Below are 4,357 nucleotides of genomic sequence, written 5' to 3'. Positions count from 1 at the left end.
TGGAAGTAGAATGCGGATCAGCGTCCCTTCTGATACTGGCATAGATTGAATCTCTCCTTGGTGTGCGATGATGATGCCTTTGGCAACCGCGAGTCCCATTCCGGTGCCTGAATCGGCCGATTTGTTGTTCGCGCCGGAATAGAAAAGGTTGAATATTTTTTCCGCATCTTCAGCTTTGATGCCAATCCCCATGTCCCGAACATCAATCACGCACGACAAACCCTGCTTAGAAAGTGAAACCTCAACAGATTCATTCTCTGGTGAAAATCGCATGGCATTATCCAACACATTAAAAATCGCTTGTTCGATGAGCGAACGACTTACTGATAAATAACCAACGGAATCATCCATATTCATGGACACTTTCTCGGTGTAATTCGGCAAACGAGAAACCGCATCCCGCACAATATCTGCAATCAGCTCATCTTTTTTGGTAATTTTTAATGTGCCGTGCTGGAGCTTAGTCGCCTGTAAGAGGTTCTCGATATATTGATGCAAGCGATGGCTTTCTGAAGTCGCACTGTCGAGCAATTCTTTACGCTCTAAGTCATCGAGCTTGGGCATGTACTCGTTGAGTGTGGTCAGTGTTCCAATAATGGTTGCTAGCGGCGTGCGTAGGTCATGGGACACCGATAGCAGGATGCTGTTTTGCAGCTTGGTTTGTTTTAACTCTCCCTGCTGCCGACGATAAAGATCCGCAAAGGTGCTGGTGATAAAAGCCACCACCATAAACACGACTAAATTAAAAATGTCTTCCGGACGAAACATCTGCAAAGAGTAACGAGGCGTCGTGAAAAAGAAGTTGAAGCTCAACGCTTCGACCACCGCCGCCGCATAAGCGAATCGCGAGTTGCATTGAAACGCCACTACCACGACCGCTAACTGTAAAATCAGCAGGACTGCGGCTGTAGAGCCAAACAGTTGGTCTAACAGCCATGAGACGACAACCGCACCAACAATCACGGTAGTAGAAAAGAGAAAGGTGTTATCTCGCCATTGAACAAACATAAAATACATCAACCAAAATTCGATGTAGAAAACTTTAGCAAAAGCCCATTCGGAGTTCGCGTAAAAAAAGCGTAAAAAATTCAATAACGATAGTGAGTTATAAACATAATCATCATTAAGTTGGCCTAACTCAATGAATAATCACAAGTTAACGTTGCCCATTAACGCCTACTTACTCGGTATAAACGACAGACACAAAAAAGAGGAGCATTTGCTCCTCTTTCGTGTAGCGTCATATTAGATGACTTGCAGTTGAGCATCACCTTGCTCAGACAAAAATCCGCCGGTTTGATGCTTCCACAACTGAGCGTAAACACCACCCAATTGCAGCAGCTCGTAATGCGAGCCTTGCTCAATGATTTTGCCGTCATCCATTACAATCAAACGATCCATCGCGGCAATCGTTGATAAACGGTGAGCAATCGCAATCACTGTTTTTCCTTCCATCAGAACTTCAAGGTTTTCTTGAATTGCCGATTCTACTTCTGAATCAAGTGCAGACGTTGCTTCATCCATGATCAAAATTGGCGCGTTTTTCAGCAGAACGCGAGCAATCGCCACACGTTGACGCTGACCACCAGACAGCTTCACACCGCGTTCACCCACTTCAACGTCATAGCCAACGTTACCTTGCTCGTCTCGTAGAGATTGAATGAAATCATGAGCATGTGCTTTCTCAGCAGCTGCGATAACGGCATCCATTGAAGCATCTGGATCACCGTAAAGAATGTTCTCTTTAATTGAACGATGCAGCAAAGAGGTGTCTTGCGTGATCATACCGATGTGTTGGCGAAGCGACTCTTGTTCAACTTGAGAAATGTCCTGTCCATCAATACAAATCTTACCGCTATTTACGTCGTAAAAGCGCAGCAACAAGTTGACCAACGTGGATTTACCTGCCCCAGAGCGACCGACAATGCCGACTTTTTCGCCCGGTTTGATAGTCAGATTCAAGTTCTCAAATACTGCCTTCTCATCACTGTAGTTAAAACCTACGTGATCAAAGCAGATCTCACCTTGAGAGATTTGCAAAGGCTTAGCATTTGGTACGTCTTTCACTTCAACATCGTTTGAAATCGTATTAATACCGTCTACTACTGTACCGATGTTTTCAAACAGTGCGCTAACTTCCCACATGATCCACTTCGACATACCTTGTACGCGCAACGCAATACTGATGGCAATCGCAATAGCACCAATTGTTACAGCGTGATCTAGCCATAGATAAACCGAAATGGCACTAATAGACATCAGCAGCAAATAGTTGATGGCATCCACACTAAACAGTAAACAAGTCACCATGCGCATTTGGCGGTAAACCGTCACCAAAAATTGCTTCATGCTGCTTTCTGCGTATTCCAACTCTCGTTGCGAGTGCGCGAATAGCTTTACGGTAGATATGTTGGTGTAAGAATCGACAATGCGCCCAGTCATTACAGAACGAGCATCCGCTTGCTCTGTCGCTACTTGTTTCATTTTAGGGATAAAGTAGAACTGGATAACCGCGTACATTCCTATCCAAATCACAATAGGCAACATTAGCAAACCATCGGCTTCGCCCATCATCCAGAGCATCGAAAGAAAATAAACGCTGATATAAACCAGTACATCCACCAGCTTCATGACCGTTTCTCGTACCGCTAACGCACTTTGCATCACTTTGGTCGCAACTCGGCCTGCAAAGTCACGCTGGAAAAATCCAACCGCTTGTTTTAGCAAGTAACGGTGAATCAACCAACGGATAGACATCGGGTAGTTACCCAATAACGTTTGGTGCATCACCATTGAGTGGACAAAACCGAGAGCTGGCATCACAACCGCCACTAAGAACAGCATCATTAGCATGCGATCACCCTGGTCTTGCCAGAATGTTGCGCGATCTTGATTAGAGAGAATATCGACGAGCTCGCCCATATAACGCAACAGCGTCACCTCTGTAATGGCAATAAGCGCACTGAACACAGCCATAACGAGTAAAGGGGCTTCAAAGCCACGAGTGTAAAAACGACAAAAGCCAAATAGCGTCTTCGGTGGCTTTTCGGTTTCCATCTGGGGAAAGGGTTGGGTCAGTTTTTCAAACCAATTGAACATAACAATGACTTTAGGTACCGCGAATGAATTTGCGAACGTTTTACTATCTTTTGATACAAAAGTCAGTAAAATACCGAAACAAAAGCTCAAATGATAATAATTACAATTAAGCTTAGCGTTAATCATAATTATCGGGAATAGATTTATGCAAAAGAATAACTCACTGACCATCGCTATCCGCAACGCGTTGGTTTGTGCTTTAGCACCTACAGCAGTGGTTGCATTCACAGCACAAGCTCAAGAAGACGTCGTACAAGATGACGTGATTGCCATGGAGACCATAACGGTCACCGCGCAAGCACTTAAAGTAGAAACCCCGGCAGCAGAAACGCCGCGCAGCGTATCTATCATTTCTGAAGATGAACTTCGTGTTCGTGCACCGAAAAAGCTAGATGAAGCATTACGCTACACGTCTGGTGTAACCGCTCAGCCTTATGGCGCAGACAACGACACTGATTGGTTCAAAGTTCGTGGATTTGATGCAGCGACTTACCTAAACGGCAACCGCCTATTCCGCGATGGTTACTACACATGGTTGGTCGAACCTTACGGCCTAGAAAGTGTAGAAGTCGTTAAAGGTCCATCGGCTATTCTGTTTGGTGAATCGGCACCAGGCGGTATCGTGAATGCTGTTCAGAAAAAACCAACGTTTACGCCTCAAGGCGAAGTAAAAGTCGAAGTTGGCAACAACCAACACCAATCCGTAGGTTTTGACATTGCTGACGAAGCAAACGACGCAGGCACTGTGCGCTATCGTTTGGTTGGCTTGATGACAAGCCAAGATGGTGAACTGGACGGCACAAATAACGAGCGTTTCTACCTAGCGCCAAGTGTCGAGTTCGACATTTCTGACCGTACAATGCTGACCGTTTTGGCAACTTACCTTCATGATGACGGTGTACCAACTAACCCATTCTTCCCGGCAGCAGGTACTCTGATTGGTTCTAACTTTGGCAAAATCGATCCTTCGACTAACCTTGGTCAGCCAAACTACGATAAATACGAACGCACGCAGTTTTCTCTAGGTTACTTACTAGAGCACGACATCAATGACATGTGGTCACTCTCGCAAAACCTCAACTACGGTTCGAATGAGTTGTACTTGCGCAGCTCTTACGCGTTCTCAAACAACGATCCAGCGAAAGAAGAGTTAACGCAAGGCATCGTATTCCGTGACGGAAAAAACCAGAGCATTACGTTCGATAACAATGCTGTCGGCAACTGGATGACAGACAACGCAGAGCACACAGTGCTTATC

Annotated in this window: 3 protein-coding genes; 1 reads left to right on the top strand and 2 read right to left on the bottom strand. The window is 45.4% G+C overall.

All coding sequences use genetic code 11. The features are described from left to right. On the bottom strand, window positions 1-1,008 hold a 1,008-nt coding region (locus CAG68_RS01920; protein WP_202599823.1), incomplete at its 3' end, for a DUF4118 domain-containing protein. Between the two features lie 237 nt (window positions 1,009-1,245). Then, the gene (locus tag CAG68_RS01915) at window positions 1,246-3,099 is read right to left on the bottom strand and encodes an ABC transporter ATP-binding protein (RefSeq protein ID WP_042521744.1); all 1,854 of its coding nucleotides are present in this window, start codon (window positions 3,097-3,099) and stop codon (window positions 1,246-1,248) included. 145 nt (window positions 3,100-3,244) lie between these two features. Here CAG68_RS01915 and CAG68_RS01910 point away from each other — a divergent pair. Further along, window positions 3,245-4,357: TonB-dependent receptor plug domain-containing protein (locus tag CAG68_RS01910; RefSeq protein WP_161440723.1), on the top strand; the 1,113-nt coding region annotated here is incomplete at its 3' end.

This window comes from Vibrio sp. V42_P2S4T144 (assembly GCF_009904715.1).
Taxonomy (GTDB): domain Bacteria; phylum Pseudomonadota; class Gammaproteobacteria; order Enterobacterales; family Vibrionaceae; genus Vibrio; species Vibrio alginolyticus.
The sequence above is the reverse complement of the archived record's forward strand: the minus strand, read 5'-3'. Positions and strand labels throughout refer to the sequence as shown.